The 14,111-nt window shown below is 64.7% G+C and carries 12 protein-coding genes; 5 read left to right on the top strand and 7 right to left on the bottom strand.

The window, feature by feature from the left end; genetic code table 11:
- Positions 1-120: 120 nt before the first annotated feature.
- Positions 121-1,971, top strand: coding sequence for a feruloyl-CoA synthase (locus QJT78_RS03475; protein ID WP_038942128.1), 1,851 nt, complete (start codon positions 121-123; stop codon positions 1,969-1,971).
- A gap of 349 nt (positions 1,972-2,320) precedes the next feature.
- Here the strand turns inward: QJT78_RS03475 and QJT78_RS03470 are convergent, their stop codons facing one another.
- Positions 2,321-2,827 (bottom strand): MarR family winged helix-turn-helix transcriptional regulator, encoded by a 507-nt coding sequence (locus tag QJT78_RS03470; RefSeq protein WP_028148072.1) that lies wholly within the window; start codon positions 2,825-2,827, stop codon positions 2,321-2,323.
- Between the two features lie 83 nt (positions 2,828-2,910).
- Here QJT78_RS03470 and QJT78_RS03465 point away from each other — a divergent pair, with 83 nt between their 5' ends.
- The 3 genes from QJT78_RS03465 to QJT78_RS03455 are packed head-to-tail and all read left to right on the top strand — an operon-like array spanning position 2,911 to position 5,718.
- Positions 2,911-4,119, top strand: a complete 1,209-nt coding sequence (locus QJT78_RS03465) for a cytochrome P450 (RefSeq protein WP_038942129.1) — start codon at positions 2,911-2,913, stop codon at positions 4,117-4,119.
- 12 nt (positions 4,120-4,131) lie between these two features.
- Positions 4,132-4,455: a 2Fe-2S iron-sulfur cluster-binding protein gene (locus QJT78_RS03460; RefSeq protein ID WP_028148070.1), complete on the top strand. Its 324-nt coding sequence runs from the start codon at positions 4,132-4,134 to the stop codon at positions 4,453-4,455.
- Between the two features lie 51 nt (positions 4,456-4,506).
- Positions 4,507-5,718 carry an ABC transporter substrate-binding protein gene (locus QJT78_RS03455; protein ID WP_028148069.1) on the top strand — a complete coding sequence of 404 codons (1,212 nt, stop codon included), beginning with the start codon at positions 4,507-4,509 and terminating at the stop codon, positions 5,716-5,718.
- Positions 5,719-5,890: 172 nt separating this feature from the next.
- Here the strand turns inward: QJT78_RS03455 and QJT78_RS03450 are convergent, their stop codons facing one another.
- Positions 5,891-7,153 carry an NAD(P)/FAD-dependent oxidoreductase gene (locus tag QJT78_RS03450; RefSeq protein WP_038942131.1) on the bottom strand — a complete coding sequence of 421 codons (1,263 nt, stop codon included), beginning with the start codon at positions 7,151-7,153 and terminating at the stop codon, positions 5,891-5,893.
- A 312-nt stretch (positions 7,154-7,465) separates the two neighbouring features.
- Between QJT78_RS03450 and QJT78_RS03445 the strand changes: the two genes are divergently transcribed.
- Positions 7,466-8,638: an ABC transporter substrate-binding protein gene (locus QJT78_RS03445; RefSeq protein ID WP_028148067.1), complete on the top strand. Its 1,173-nt coding sequence runs from the start codon at positions 7,466-7,468 to the stop codon at positions 8,636-8,638.
- A 236-nt stretch (positions 8,639-8,874) separates the two neighbouring features.
- On the opposite strand, the gene QJT78_RS03440 is transcribed toward QJT78_RS03445, so the two are convergent.
- From QJT78_RS03440 to QJT78_RS03420, 5 genes are read right to left on the bottom strand one after another with little or no spacing between them, the layout of a single operon-like run.
- On the bottom strand, positions 8,875-10,746 hold the full coding sequence (locus QJT78_RS03440; protein ID WP_038942132.1) for a sugar phosphate isomerase/epimerase and 4-hydroxyphenylpyruvate domain-containing protein: 1,872 nt from the start codon (positions 10,744-10,746) through the stop codon (positions 8,875-8,877).
- Positions 10,743-11,480 carry an ABC transporter ATP-binding protein gene (locus QJT78_RS03435; RefSeq protein ID WP_028148065.1) on the bottom strand — a complete coding sequence of 246 codons (738 nt, stop codon included), beginning with the start codon at positions 11,478-11,480 and terminating at the stop codon, positions 10,743-10,745. Before QJT78_RS03435 ends, QJT78_RS03440 begins: the two co-directional genes overlap by 4 nt.
- A 9-nt stretch (positions 11,481-11,489) precedes the next feature.
- Entirely contained in the window at positions 11,490-12,233 is a 744-nt protein-coding gene (locus QJT78_RS03430; RefSeq protein WP_028148064.1) for an ABC transporter ATP-binding protein, read from the bottom strand.
- Complete coding sequence (locus tag QJT78_RS03425; RefSeq protein WP_014491256.1) at positions 12,230-13,228, bottom strand: branched-chain amino acid ABC transporter permease; 999 nt, start codon at positions 13,226-13,228, stop codon at positions 12,230-12,232. The genes QJT78_RS03430 and QJT78_RS03425 overlap by 4 nt, the downstream gene beginning before the upstream one ends.
- Positions 13,225-14,100, bottom strand: a complete 876-nt coding sequence (locus QJT78_RS03420) for a branched-chain amino acid ABC transporter permease (RefSeq protein WP_028148063.1) — start codon at positions 14,098-14,100, stop codon at positions 13,225-13,227. Before QJT78_RS03420 ends, QJT78_RS03425 begins: the two co-directional genes overlap by 4 nt.
- Positions 14,101-14,111: the final 11 nt, after the last annotated feature.

Genomic DNA, 14,111 nt, shown 5'->3' with positions numbered 1-14,111 from the left:
GCCTCGAAGGCCCCTACGGAAGATTGTTGTTGACGACAACAATTGTCGTGCCCAACAATATGGCCAAAGCGGCCCGGAACGAGGCTGTAGCCGATCCCTGATAAGGGCGAGGAGGAAACCATGACAACCGCCGCACGCGGTGACGCTTCGAGCCTGTTCGCAACACCCAAGACCGTCGCCGAGCATCGCCCCGACGGCAGCATCGTGCTGCGCTCGCCAGAACCCTTGCGCGACAGCGCCCGCTGCATCGGCGACTGGCTGGAGCATTTTGCGCGGCAGACGCCTGACACGATCTTCCTCGCCGAGCGTGACAGCGCCGACACGCCCTGGGCCACCATGACCTACGCGGGCGCCCTGCGGCGGGTACGCGCAGCGGCGAGCTGGATTTTGGCGCAAGAGCTCAGCGCCGAGCGTCCCGTCGTCATCCTCTCCGACAACAGCATCGACCACGCGCTGCTCGCGCTGGCCGCCCAGCATGTCGGCGTGCCCTCGGCCGCGATCTCGCCGGCCTATTCGCTGATGTCGAAAGGTTTCGACAAGCTCAAGAGCATGATCGCGCTGCTTCAGCCGGGCGCGATCTATGTCTCGGCGACAAAGCCGTTTGCCGCGGCGCTGGCCGCGATCGAGCCGCTGCACAAGGCGCAGATCATCAGTGGCAATGCCGGCGATGCCGATGCGCTGGCCTTCCGCACCATCGCGGCGACGCCTGAAATCCCCGACGTCGCAAAAGCCTTCGCCGCGGTGACTCCGGATACGATCGCAAAATTCCTGTTCACCTCGGGCTCGACCGGCACGCCGAAAGCCGTCATCAACACGCAGCGCATGCTGACCTCGAGCCAGCAGGCCAAGGCGCAAACTTGGACGTTCCTTGAGCAGGCTGACAGCGATCTCGTCATTCTCGATTGGCTCCCCTGGAGCCACACGTTCGGCGCCAACCACAATTTCAATCTCGTGCTGCGCAACGGCGGGGCGCTCTATATCGACGGCGGCAAGCCCGCGCCCGGTCTCTTCGCAACGTCACTCGCCAATCTGAAAAGCGTGATGCCGACGGTCTATTTCAACGTGCCGCGCGGCTTCGACATGCTGATCGCAGCGCTGCGCGGCGACGAGGAGCTGCGCCGCCGCTTCTTCAGCGAGGTGAAATTCGCCTTCTATGCCGGCGCCGCGCTGCCGCAGAACCTCTGGGATGCGCTCGAGCAGCTTTCGGTAGGGACTGTTGGTCGTCCGCTGCCGATGGTGTCGGCCTGGGGCTCGACCGAGACGTCACCGCTGGCGACCGACTGTCATTTCCTCGCGGAGCGCTCGGGCAATATCGGCGTGCCCATTCCCGGCACCGAGCTGAAGCTCGTCACGTCGGGCGACAAGCTGGAGGTGCGCGTGCGCGGCCCCAATGTCACGCCGGGTTACTGGAAGGCGCCGGAGCTGACGAAGCAGGCTTTCGACGACGAGGGCTTTTATCTCATTGGCGATGCCGTGAAGCTCGCCGATGCGAACAGACCGGAGCGAGGTCTGTTTTTCGATGGCCGCGTAGCGGAGGACTTCAAGCTCAACTCCGGCACTTGGGTCAGCGTCGGCACGCTGCGCGTCGCCGGCATCGCCGCGCTGGCGCCGCTCGCGCAGGACATCGTCGTCACCGGCCATGGCGGCGACGAGGTGCGGTTTCTGGTCTTTCCGAACTTGGCTGCTTGCCGCGCCCATGCCGGCTTACCCGAGACGGCGGGCGTGAACGATGTGCTCGCGCATGGCAAGGTCAGGACCGCGATCGCGCTGGGCCTGGCGAAGCTGAACCAGCAGGGCACCAACTCCTCCGGCCACGCCACGCGCGCGCTGCTGCTCGCCGAGCCGCCGTCGGTGGACGGCGGCGAGATCACCGACAAGGGGTACATCAACCAGCGCGCCGTGTTGACGCGGCGCGCCGATGCAGTGGCGCGGGTGAATGATGATGCCTCGGGTGAGTGGATCGGTCTGTAGCCACGGGCAGATCAAGTCGGAGTGAGGCCACGCTCTCTCCACATCGTCATTGCGAGCGCAGCGAAGCAATCCAGAATCCCTCCGCGGAAAGCCCCTGGATTGCTTCGCTGCGCTCGCAATGACGGGGATGGAACTGTCTCGTAAACCAGGGCAACCATTCTGCCGCAATATCATGCATGATTCTTTTGTTGCTTAAGCAACTAATTTGTGCGAACCGTTCCCGACAAGGATGACGGCGGGGGAACCGCTGCGCCTGATCCTGGAGGAAACGATGCTCGGCAGAGAGGTGGCCGCGGGCAAGCGCCGGCGTATGCCTGAAGGCGGCGATGCCGCGCGCTTCACGCGCGCGTCAGGTAGTGGTGCTGCCGGTCACTGCGCCGAGATTTTCGTGCAGCCGGCGCAGCAGATCGATCAGCACCTCGCGCTCGTCCTTGCTCAGGCAGGACAGCAGCCGCCGCTCGCGCTCGAACGCCGCGATGATCACCTTGTCATGGGTGGTGCGGCCCTTCGCCGTCAGCGAGATCGAATGGGTGCGGCCGTCGTTCGGGTCGGTTCGAATCGAGACCAGTCCGCGCTTCTCCAGCCCCGCGAGCGTCCGGCTCACCGGGCCCTTGTCGAAGCCGATGACGTGGCAGATCCGCGAGGCGGGAATGCCGGGCTCAATCGCCAGCAGCGACATGATCCGCCATTCCGTGACGTTGACGCCAAACTCGCGCTGGTAGAACGCGGTGGCGCTGTTCGAGAGCTTGTTGGCGATGAAGGTGATGAAAGCCGGGACATAACGGTCGAGATCGAGCGTCGGCCCGGTTTCGGCGGGTGCGGGCCTTTGGCGGGCTCTGGTCGAAGACGGCGGCATATCGGTCTTTTGTCTCGCGGCGTGTCCGAAGACCTAAGGGCAAGCGCGGCCCTTTCACAAGATCAAAATGAGGGAGGACTCCAATGAGCGCACCTGGCTCCGCCGCATCGCGCGTCCCGCATCTCGACGTCGATCCCTTCGATATGAATTTTTTCGCCGACCCCTATCCCACGCACGAGCTGCTGCGGGAGGCGGGTCCGGTCGTCTATCTCGACAAATGGAACGTCTATGGCGTCGCACGCTATGCCGAGGTCCACGCCGTGCTGAACGATCCCGCGACGTTCTGCTCCAGCCGCGGCGTCGGCCTCTCCGATTTCAAGAAGGAGACGCCGTGGCGGCCGCCGAGCCTGATCCTCGAGGCCGATCCGCCCGCGCATACGCGAACCCGCGCCGTGCTCTCGAAGGTGCTGTCGCCGACCGTGATGAAGCAGGTACGCGACCGCTTTGCCGCGGCGGCCGAGGAGCGGGTGGACGCGCTGATCGAAAGGCGCAGCTTCGACGCGATCGCCGACCTCGCCGAGGCCTATCCGCTCTCGATCTTCCCGGACGCGCTCGGGCTGAAATCCGAGGGGCGCGAGCATCTGATTCCCTACGCGAGCGTCGTGTTCAACGCATTTGGGCCGCCCAATGAGCTGCGCCGGGAGGCGATTGCGCGGTCGACGCCCCATCAAGCCTATGTTGCCGAGCAGTGCCAGCGCGAGAACCTTGCGCCCCGCGGCTTTGGCGCCTGCATTCATGCCCAGGTCGACGAGGGCGCGATCACGGCCACCGAAGCGCCACTGCTGGTGCGCTCGCTGCTGTCGGCTGGCCTCGACACCACTGTCAACGGCATCGGCGCGGCCGTCTATTGCCTCGCGCGCTTCCCCGAGCAATGGCAGCGCCTGCGCGGCGATCTCACGCTCGCGCGGAGCGCCTTCGAGGAAGCGGTTCGTTTCGAAAGCCCGGTGCAGACCTTCTTCCGCACCACCACACGTGAGGTCGAGCTGTCAGGCGCGACGATCGGCGAAGGTGAGAAGGTGCTGATGTTCCTTGCCGCCGCCAATCGCGATCCGCGCCGCTGGGACAAGCCCGACAGCTACGACATCACGCGCCGCTCGTCCGGCCATGTCGGTTTCGGCTCCGGCATCCACATGTGCGTCGGTCAGCTCGTCGCGCGCCTCGAAGGCGAAGTGATGCTGACGGCGCTGGCGCGGCGTATCGCGAAGATCGAGATCACGGGCGAGCCGAAACGCCGCTTCAACAACACGCTGCGCGGGCTCGACAGCCTGCCGGTCACCATCACCCCGGCCTGACGAGGAGCCTTGATGCCAGCCATCACTTTCATCCATGCCGACGGCAAGTCCAATCGTGTCGAAACTTCAGGCGACGAAAGCGCCATGCAGGCCGCGACCCGCCATGGTCTCGACGGCATCCTGGCCGAGTGCGGTGGCAATGCCATGTGTGCGACCTGCCACGTCTGTATCGACGCAGCCTGGCTCGCGCGCCTGCCTGCGATGGCCGATGACGAAGACGCGCTGCTCGACGGCACCGCCGCCGAGCGGCTGCCGAACAGCCGGCTGGCGTGCCAGATCATGATCACGCCCGCGCTCGACGGGCTGGTGCTGAGATTGCCGGAACGGCAGGTCTGATTCCAGAACGTGCCGGCGGCGACCGGCGTGACACACAAAGGGGAGGAAATGATGAAACACCTGAAATGGACACTCGCGCTGGCCGCAAGCCTCGTGAGCGGTGCGGCGAGCGCCGAGATCTCCGACAACGTCGTGCGCGTCGGCGTGCTCAACGACATCTCGGGCATCTTCCAGGACACCAACGGCATGGGCTCGGTCGAGGCTGCGCGGATGGCGGCCGAGGATTTCAACGGCGGCGGCAAGAACGTCAAGGTCGAGATCGTCTATGCCGACCACCAGAACAAGGCCGATGTCGGCAATGCGATCGCGCGCAAATGGCTCGATGTCGAAGGCGTCGATGCCATCGTCGACGTGCCGAATTCGGCCGTCGGCCTCTCCATCAACACGCTGCTGCGCGACAGCCGCATGACCTTCCTGGCGTCGTCGACCGCAAGCTCGGATCTCACCGGCAAGGCCTGCTCGCCCAATACGATCCAATGGGTCAACGATGCCTGGGCGACCGGCAACACCACCGCGGCCGCGATGATGTCGCGCGGCGGCAAGGACTGGTATTTCCTCACGGTTGACTATGCGCTCGGCAAGGGCATCGAGGCGGAGGCGCAGAAATACATCGAGGGGCATGGCGGCAAGGTGCTCGGCTCCTCGAAGCATCCGCTCGGCACCTCCGACTTCGCTTCCTTCCTGTTGCAGGCGCAGGGCTCGAAAGCGCAGGTGATCGGCCTCGCCAATGCCGGCGGCGACACCATCAACGCGGTGAAGCAGGCTGCCGAGTTCGGCATCCAGCAAGGCGGGCAAAAGCTCGTCGCCTTCCTGCTCTTCATCAACGACGTCCATGGCATGGGCATCAAGGTCGCCCAGGGCCTCCAGCTCATGGAAGCGTTTTACTGGGACATGAACGACGATACCCGCGCCTTTGCCAAGCGATTTGCGGCGCGGCCCGGCATGAACGGCAAGATGCCGAGCGGCAACCAGGCCGGCGTCTATGCCTCGACGCTCGCTTATCTGAACGCGGTCGCCGCGACCGGCAGCGACAATGCGAAGGACGCTGTACCCGAGATGAAGAAGTTCAGGGGTAAGGACAAGCTGTTCGGCGACACCACGATCCGCCAGGACGGCCGCGTGGTGCATCCCATGTATCTGTTCGAGGTGAAGAAGCCGGAGGAGTCGAAATATCCGTACGACTATTACAAGCTGGTCTCGACGATTCCCGCGGACCAGGCGTTCCGGCCGCTCGCGGAGGGCGGATGCGAGCTGGTGAAGTAGTGCCGCGCGCGCGGCCTTGCTTCACCTCTCCCCGCTTGCGGGGAGAGGTCGGATCGCTCTTGCGATCCGGGTGAGGGGGTACAGGTCTATCAACGATCTCGCGTGTGGAGAGAAGCCCCTCACCCCAACCCTCTCCCCGTAAGAACGGGGAGAGGGAGAAGAGGCAGCGTCCCTACGCCACCTTGCTACTCCCCTGCGTGATCAACCGCGCCGCGCGCTGGTCGCGGGCGTAGATCCAGAGCCAGCTCAGGGCGACGCTGAGGCGGTGGCGCAGGCCGATCAGGAAGTAGATGTGGGCGATGCCCCAGATCCACCATGCGATGGCGCCGCGCAGTTTGACCTTGCCGAAATCGATCACGGCGAGCCGCTTGCCGATCTGTGCGAGGCTACCGGAGTGCTTGTAACGGAATGCACCTTTGTTCTCGCCACGCAGGCGCGCCTTGATGGTCTCGGCGACGTGCCGGCCCTGCTGCTTGGCGGCCGGCGCGATGCCGGGCACTGGCTTCCCTTCCCAGGCGTTGATCACAACGGTGTCGCCGATCGCAAAGATTTCGGGATGACCAGGTATCGTCAGGTCGTCGTCGACCTCTACGCGCCCGGCGCGATCGCTTGGTGCGCCCAGCCATTCGGCGGCGGGCGAGGCGCGCACGCCGGCGGCCCAGATCCGCGTCTTTGCTTCGAGCAGCTTGCCGCCGAACACGACGCCCTCACGGTTGATCTCGGTGACGGCCTGGCCCAGCACGACCTCGACGCCGATCTTTTCCAGCGAGGCCTGCGCATAGGCCGAGAGATCATCGGGGAAGCCTGCGAGCACGCGCGGTCCGGCCTCGATCAGCACCACGCGTGCCTTGTGGGTGTCGATGTTGCGGAAGTCGGCGGGGAGCGTGTGGTGCGCCATCTCGGCGATGGTGCCGGCGAGCTCGACGCCGGTGGGGCCGGCGCCGACGATGACGAAGGTCAGCCGCGCCGCGCGTTTGGCCGGATCGGTCTCGCGCTCGGCGCGCTCGAATGCCACCAGGATGTGACGGCGTAGCGTGGTCGCGTCTTCCAGCGTCTTCAGGCCGGGGGCGAACTGCTCCCACTCGTCATGGCCGAAATAGGCATGGCGGGCGCCGGTGGCGAGCACCAGCGTGTCGTAGGGCACCTCGCTGCCGTCGTCGATCAGCACGCAGCGCCGGTCGGCATCGACGCCGCTCACCGTCGCAAACAGGGTCGTGACCTCGCGCCGGTCGCGCATCAGGTGCCGGACCGGCCAGGCGATTTCGCTGGTCGCGAGCGAGGCGGTCGCGACCTGGTAGAGCAGCGGCTGGAACAGATGATGGTTGCGGCGGTCGATCAGCGTGATCTCGACCGGCGCGCCCGCAAGCCGGTGGGTCGCCTCCAGCCCGCCGAAGCCGGCTCCGACGATGACAACGCGGTGGGGATTTGCGGCCATGATACACCCTCGAATCTCGCTGCTGCTCTCCTTCATCTAAGTGCGCATTGGGCGCTTTAGTCCAATAGCCGTCATCAATCGCGGCATAGGCGGGGCATATCGTCATCCCGCGAAAAAGCGCCGCAGGCTTGGACCGGTCTTGGCCGAAGTGAGTAGAATTATATTTCTTGCCATCCTCGATTGGGGCGAAATATGGTGCAGGGGCGGGCGCTGAGCCATTGGCGGCGCGACAGATTTTACGTTCAATTAGAGACAGACCCGGGGGCGGCGATCACCCCGTTTCCGGGATCAATAATAAGGAGGGGAGTGGTTATGAGGACGGCATTCTGGCTGGCGGGCGCAGCGGCGCTGGTGCTGGCAAATCAGGCTTTCGCCGGCGACACCATCAAGATCGGCTTCGTTTCGACCTTCAGCGGCCCGACTGCCGTGATCGGCAACGACATGCGCAATTCCTTCGAGCTCGCGCTGGATCACATCGGCCGCAAGATGGACGGCAAGCCGGTCGAGGTGATCTACGAGGATGACGGGCAGAAGCCCGATGTCGGCAAGCAGAAGACCGAGAAGCTGGTGCAGTCCGACAAGGTCGACTTCATCGTCGGCTACATCTGGTCGAACGTGCTTCTGGCCTCGCTCAAGACCGCGGTGGACTCGCAGACCTTCCTGATCTCGGCCAATGCCGGGCCGTCGCAGCTCGCCGGCGAACTGTGCTCGCCTTACGTGTTCTCGACCTCCTGGCAGAACGACCAGACGCCCGCCGCCATGGGCCTCTACATGAACCAGAAGGGCGTCAAGAGCGTGTTCCTGATCGGGCCGAACTACGCGGCCGGCAAGGACATGCTCGCAGGCCTGAAGAGCACGTTCAAGGGTGAGGTCAAGGGCGAGGAATACACGGTCTGGCCGAGCCAGCTCGACTTCTCCGCCGAGCTCTCCAAGGCGCGGGCCTCGGGCGCCGAGTCGATCTTCGTGTTCTATCCCGGTGCGGCCGGCGTGCAGTTCCTCAATCAATATGCGCAGGCCGGCCTGAAGAGCACGATGCCGCTCTACACCGCCTTCACGGTCGACGAGCTGTCGCTGCCGCTCCAGAAGGAGAACGCGCTCGGCGTTCCCGGCGCGCAGGAATGGGTCAACGACCTCCCGAACGAGCAGAACAAGCGCTTCGTCGCCGACTACCGCAAGAAGTATCCCAATCTGCGCCCGACCTATTACGGCGCGCAGGCCTATGATGCGGCCCAGCTCATCAACAGCGCGGTGGTTGCGGTGAAGGGCGACACCAGCAAGAAGGACGCGATGAAGGCCGAGATGGAGAAGGCCAACTTCAAGTCGCTGCGCGGCCCGTTCAAATACGGCAAGAACCACATCCCGGTGCAGAGCTTCTATCTCCAGGACGTGGTCAAGGACGGCGAAGGTCAGCTCTCGCTGAAGACGGTCGCGACGATCGTGGAGAACGACCAGGATCGCTTCCACGACAAGTGCGCGATGAAGTGAGCTGAACTAACCACGAGCGCGCTGCCCCTTCTCCCCTTGTGGGAGAAGGTGGCATAGGCGGCCTTCGGCCGCCGTTCTTAAGAACGCCGAAGCAAAGCTTCGGCTATGGCGCCGGATGAGGGGTCTTTCTCCGCGTATTCAACTGTGAGAGATGTGCTCGCGGAGAGAGACCCCTCACCCGTCTCGCCGCTTTGCGGCGAGCCACCCTCTCCCACATGGGGAGAGGGGAAACAGACCTACACCCGCGGCATGCTCGCAGGCCTTACCTCGCGGGCCTGCGCCGCGAGCCTGATCCCGGCATTGGCTGCGCCAAATCCCTGATAGTCCCTTCGCTCCACGATCTCGAAGAAGAAGCGCTCATCGAAGATGTGGGTGTAGACCTGGAAGAACTCGCCGTCGCCTTCGCGGTCGTAGAGGATGTGGTTGGCGCGCAGTTGCGCCATCAGGTCGGGCGCGAGGTCATATTTGGCTTCGATGTCGTCGTAGTAGTTATCGGGGATATCCAGGAAATCCGCGCCACGCTTGCGCATCGCGGCGACCGTCGCAAAAATGTCCCGGCAGGAGAACGCGACGTGCTGCACGCCTGAGCCGAAGAACTCCGAGATGAAGCGCGCCGGCAGGGTGCGGTTGGCGGATGAGCCGTTGAGCACGAAGCGCAGGCTCTGGTCGGCGTTGATGACGGCCTGGCTCTGCACGAGGCCACGGGGGTCAGCGATTTCCATCTGCGGCAGCCGCTTCAGGTCGAGGATGCCGGTGTAGAACAGCAGCCAGGACAGCATCTCGTCGTAGGGCATCGACTGCGCGATGTGATCGACGGCGAGCAGGGCGTCGGCGTTCGCGTCACTTGCGACCGGCTCGAAATCGGTATCCCAGTTCTTGCCGGCCTGATCGAGGAAGTAGAGCAGGCTGCCGCCGACGCCATGGATCGCGGGAATCTCCAGCTCGCCCGGCCCGACCGGTTGGTAGAAGGTTCGCGCCTTCAGCGTTTCGGCGCGCTGCATGGCGAGACCGGCATTGTCGACGTCGAGCGCAATCGCGCAGACGCCGGGGCCGTGTGTAACGTAATGCGAATGCGCAAAGCCGTCGGTCTCACAATTGATCACGAGCTCGACCTTGCCCTGCGACCAGCGCTCCACGGCCTTGCTGCGATGCTTGCCGGTCTTGCGGAAGCCGAGCTGCGCGAACAAGCCGGCGAGGTCGACCGCCTTGGTCTCGTTGACGGCAAACTCGATGAAGCCGGTGCCATGGCTCTTGGCCTTCGGCGCCAGTGGCTCGCCGGCAAGCTTCGGCCAATCCGGTGCAAGCTGGTCCTCCAGCAGGATTAGCGAACGCAGGCCGTCGACCGCGGTCTGCGCGGATGAGCCGGCGCGGAACTGGTCGTTGAAGATTTCGAGCGACAGCGGCCCGGAATAGCCGGTCGCCGCGATGGCCTGCATGAATTCACCGACCGGGAGGTCGCCCTGGCCGGGGAAGGAGCGGAAGTGCCGGCTCCATGAGAGTATGTCGAGCTCGAGCTTCGGCGCGTCGGCCAGTTGCACCAGAAAGATCTTGTCGCCGGGGATCGAGGCCATGGCGCGAACCGGAAAGCCGGGCGCGAGCGCGTGAAAGCTGTCGAGGATGACGCCGATCGCGGGATGATCGGCGCGACGCACGATCTCCCAGGCATCGCGGTAGTCGTTGACATGGCGGCCCCAGGCTAGCGCTTCATAGCCGACGCGCAAGCCGCGCTTGGCCGCGCGCTCGCCGAGCTCGCGAAAATCGTCCGCGGCGCGATCGATGCCGCCGAGCGAGGCGGGCGAGACGTTGGAGCAGATCAGCAGCAGATCGGTGCCGAGCTCCTGCATCAGGTCGAACTTGCGCTCGGCGCGGGCAAAGTTGCGTGCCCGTTGCGGCTCCGGCATGCCCTCGAAATCGCGGAACGGCTGGAATGCGCAAATCTCGAGATTGAGGTCCTTGCACAGCTGCGCCACCTCGCGCGGACCCGAGCCGAACGACAGCAGATCGTTCTCGAAGATCTCGACCGAGTCGAACCCGGTTGATGCGATGGCGCGGAGCTTCTCGTCCAGGCTGCCCGAGAGCGAGACGGTCGCGATCGAACGCTTGTTCATGCTGCGTTGTCCTCCATGGCGCCGCCGAGAAAGAGCTGGCCGATGCGCGGATCGTTCAGAATTCGCTTCGCGCCGTCGACCATGCGGGTCTGGCCGAGCTCGAGCACGATGCCGATGTCGGAAATCTCCAGCGCCGAGCGCGCGTTCTGCTCGATCATCAGGATGGTGACGCCGCGGTCGCGCAAGCCTTTCAGGATGTCGAAGGTCTGCTGCACCATCAGCGGCGACAGGCCGATCGAGGGCTCGTCGATCAGCACGAGCTTGGGCTCGAGCAGCAGCGAGCGCGCGATCTCGAGCTGCTTCTGCTCGCCGCCGGAGAGTGTGGAGGCCTGCTGCGCCGACTTGCGGCGCAGCGCGGGAAACAGGTCGAGCGCGGCCTCGATCCGTGCGGGCAGGTCGATGCCCTTGCCGGCCGAGACCCCACCAAGCTCGATATTGCTGCGGACCGAGAGCTCCGGAAAGATGTTGCGGCCCTGTGGCACGTAGCAGATGCCGGCATTGAGCAGCGCGCGCTGGCTCAAATTGGTGACGTCGCGGCCCGCAAAGCTGATCTTGCCTTCGCGCAGCTTCAACAGGCCGAAGATCGCCTTGAACACGGTCGACTTGCCGGCACCGTTGGGGCCGATGATCGTGGTGATGGTCGCCTGCGGCACGGCGAATGTCGTGCCGTTCAGGATCGTCATCTTGCCGTAGCCGCCGACGAGATTGTGAACCGAGAGGATCGGGTCGCTCATGATGGCTTCCTAATGTCCGAGATAGGCTTCGATCACGGCGGGATTTTTCCGCACTTCGTCCGGCCGCCCCATCGCCAGCACCTTGCCTTCGGCCATCACCATCACGCGCGAGCACAGCGACATCACGAATTCCATGTTGTGCTCGATCACGACGAAGGTCGCGTTCTTCTCGCGGTTGATGGCGACCAGTCGGTCCTTCAGGTCCGACAGCATCGACGGGTTGACGCCTCCGGCGGGCTCGTCGAGCAGGACGAGGCGTGGCCCGCCCATGAAGGCCATCGCGGCATCGAGCAGTTTTTGCTGGCCATAGGAGAGCCCGCCGGCCGGCTCGTCGGCGAGATGGTCGAGCTTGAAGAAGCCGATCATCTGGTTCGCGGTCTGGGTCAGCCCGGCATCGGAGCGGCCGACCAGGCGCGAGGCCATATTGCCCTGGTGCTCCTGCCCCGCGAGGATCAGGTTCTCGCGCACCGAGAGCTTTGGGAAGACCTGCAGGAGCTGAAAGGTGCGGCTGACCCCGAGCTTGTTGAGCTCGGCGGGACGCAGGCCCGTGACCACCTTGCCGTCGAGCTTGACCTCGCCGCCTGATGGTGTGAGCTGGCCGAGGATGCAGTTGAACAGGGTCGACTTGCCGCAGCCGTTCGGTCCGATCAGGCCGAGGATCTCGCCTTCGCGGACGTCGAATGAGACGCCGTCGACGGCGCTGATGCCGCCGAAATTCTTCTTGATGCCGGTGACTTCCAGGACCGCGCTCATTGCACCGTCTCCAGCCGGGACTTTGCGACGGCGCGCAGCGCAGAGGCCGCCTTGGTGCGGCGCTCGGCGAGGTAGCGATCGAGAATTCCCAGAATGCCGGTCGGCGACCAGATCAACAGCAGCATCACGGCGACCGCGTAGAGCATCAGATAATACCCTTCCGTGAAGCGCAGCCATTCCGGCAACAGCACCGCGATCATCGCGCCGAGGAAGGGGCCGAAATAGAAGCCGGCACCGCCGACGATCACCATCATCAGGAGGTCGAGCGAGAGCGACAGGTTGAAGGGAACAGGATCGATATATTGCGTCAGCGGCGCATAGAGCGCGCCGGCGACGCCGCCGAGCGCCGAGCCGATCGCAAAGGCCATCAGCGTATAGCGCCTTGTGTCGACGCCGAGCGACTGCGCGCGCAGCGGATTTTCGCGCAATGCCATAAAGGCGCGGCCCCAGGGCGAGCGGATCAGCCACCACACCGCGAGCGACACGATCGCAAGCGAGCCGAGGCAGACATAGTAGAAGGGCAGCGGCTTGTTGGTCGCGATGCCGAATATGTGCGGCCGCGGAATGTTGGAGATGCCGTAGATGCCGCCGGTGAGCCAGCTTTCGTTGCGGAACACCAGGAAGGCGAGGGTGGAGAAGGCGAGCGTGACGAAGGCAAGGTAATGGTGCTGCACGCGCAGCGCGGGATAGCCGAGCACCCAGCCGACCGCGAAGCTCAAGACGATCGCGACCACGATCGCCGCCGGCAGCGGCCAGCCATGGGTTGTCATGATCGCGGCCGCATAGGCGCCGATGCCGACGAAGGCGCCTTGCGCCAGCGAGACCTGGCCGGCATAGCCGAGCGTCAAATTGAGCCCCATGGCGGCGATGCTCATCACCGCCCACTGGCTCAGGATGAACAGGCCGTAGCGGTTGAAGTTCATGGGGACGATGATCAGGCCGGCAATGACGATGAGGCCGAGCGCGATCTTCAACGGTTTGGCGAAGCCGCTCATACGGTGCGCTCCTCGGCGCGGCCGAGCAAGCCCTGCGGCCGGAACAGGATGACGGCGATCAGGAAGATCATCGGAACGGCGGCGCGGTACTGCGTCGAGACATAGGCGGCCGCGAGATTGTCGAGCACGCCGATCAGGAGGCCGCCGGCGATGGCACCGCGCACCTGGTTGAAGCCGCCGACGATCGCGGCGATGAAGGCGGCCTGGCCGAGCACCTCGCCGGAGGAGAATTTTGCGAGATAGATCGGCGTGATCAAAAGCGACGCCAGCGCGACCAGGAAGGCGTTGATCAGGAACGTCAGCAGGATCATGCGCTCGACCGGGACGCCGATGATGCGCGCCACTGTCGGGTTCTGCGCCGCCGCCTGCATCTGGTGACCGAGCGACGTGCGGTTGAGAAGGCTCGTCAGGCCGAAGACGGCAAGAATGGCGAGGACGAGGACGCCGATGCTTTGCAGCGATACGGCATGTCCGAGAATGGAGATATCACCGGTCGGCACGATCGAGGGGAAGGGCGAGGCCTCCGCGCTGAAGAACTGCTTCACGGCCTCCTTGATGCCGATCGCGAGCGCCATCGTCGCGATCGCCAGCGGCAGCACGCCATGGCGCATCATCGGATCGACCAGCAACATCTTGAAAGCGAGGCCCAGCAGGATCATCGAGAGCAGGATGCCGAGGATGATCGCGAGCCAGAACGGCGCGCCGGCATGCATCGCCGCCAGCATCAGGAACGCCGGCAGCATCACGAACTCGCCTTGCGCGAAGTTGATGGTCTGCGAGGTCTGCCACAGCAGCGTGAAGCCAACCGCGACCAGCGCATAGATCGCGCCGGTGGCCAGTCCCGCGACCAGAAGATCGAACAGATTGGACATTTTCCCCTCTC

The sequence above is a fragment of the Bradyrhizobium sp. Mp27 genome (genome assembly GCF_029953005.1).
GTDB classification, from domain to species: Bacteria; Pseudomonadota; Alphaproteobacteria; order Rhizobiales; family Xanthobacteraceae; genus Bradyrhizobium; species Bradyrhizobium barranii.
Note: the sequence above shows the minus strand (reverse complement) of the source record. Positions and strands in the feature narration are given on the sequence as shown.